This is a genomic window from uncultured Roseibium sp., assembly GCF_947499295.1.
GTDB lineage: Bacteria > Pseudomonadota > Alphaproteobacteria > Rhizobiales > Stappiaceae > Roseibium.
The window spans coordinates 1-921 of record NZ_CANMNP010000108.1; the positions used below are offsets into that span (position 1 = coordinate 1).

1 protein-coding gene is annotated in these 921 nt (G+C 53.0%); it reads left to right on the top strand.

Translation table 11 applies throughout. From position 1 onward, the window contains the following. Positions 1–430 precede the first annotated feature (430 nt). Complete coding sequence (locus Q0835_RS30450) at positions 431–757, top strand: transposase (protein ID WP_366142424.1); 327 nt, start codon at positions 431–433, stop codon at positions 755–757. Positions 758–921 lie beyond the last annotated feature (164 nt).

The window sequence follows — 921 nt, forward strand, 5'->3', positions numbered from 1 at the left end:
CGGCCAGGCTCAGGCCTATCGCGGGCGGCAAATGGTCAAGCCGAAAATACATGAGCATGACAACGCTCTACCAGGAGTAAAACCAAACCCAGGGAGCCGTCGCCCGAAAACGAAAGTGCGAAAGATCTTTGACACTACCAACCAGCTTCCTCGTCAGCAACCTGCCGGATCCTTCAGAACGTCCTGAAGATCTGTTCAGCGAAGGGGGGCACGCCCTTTCACCGCGGCAGAATAATAAAAAAAGATCTCAACAAAATTCACTCCAAACTAATGTAAGCGCGAATTTCCCGGCTCCTTTTGCCGTTGATCGCATTGATGCATTAGGTTTCCGCCAAGGTTAGGTGGACACCATTTCATGGAAGAAAATCAGAAGCTGAATGTAAGGTAGGTGGGTCGTGACGGGTGGCGTTGGTACGACCCCGCGTGGAAAGTGCGTCTTGTTGGGTCCTGTCTTGAGCCCGGTGTTTCGGTATCGCGTCTTGCGCTTGACAATGGGGTCAATGCAAACCTTTTGAGGAAATGGATCAAGGCAGCCAAGGAGGCGGGGACTGTGCCGTCCTCTTCGGCGCCAGCGTTTGTCCCGGTTTTGGCCGTTGATAGCTCCTCGCCGATGCAGACATCAACGATCTGCTGCCTTTCAACTTCCCGAAAACAACTACCGCCTGATCTAACCGGACGCTCTCTCATTCGAACACGTCCCAACAAATCGACGGCGTCAACGTGCTGGGAAATGAGCGCTTGCACTCAAGGCCTTTGATGCTCTTGGAAAAAAGCGTTGAGGCGGTCTCAACTTAAAGAGATGGCCATCTACGCAGTCCTGCTGCGCGGCGTGAGCGTCGCGCTTGCCTAGGTGTTCAGTCCCGGCATTTGATGGATCGGATTAAGTCTGAAACGATCAGGTTCTGAAGTCCATATCTTGCA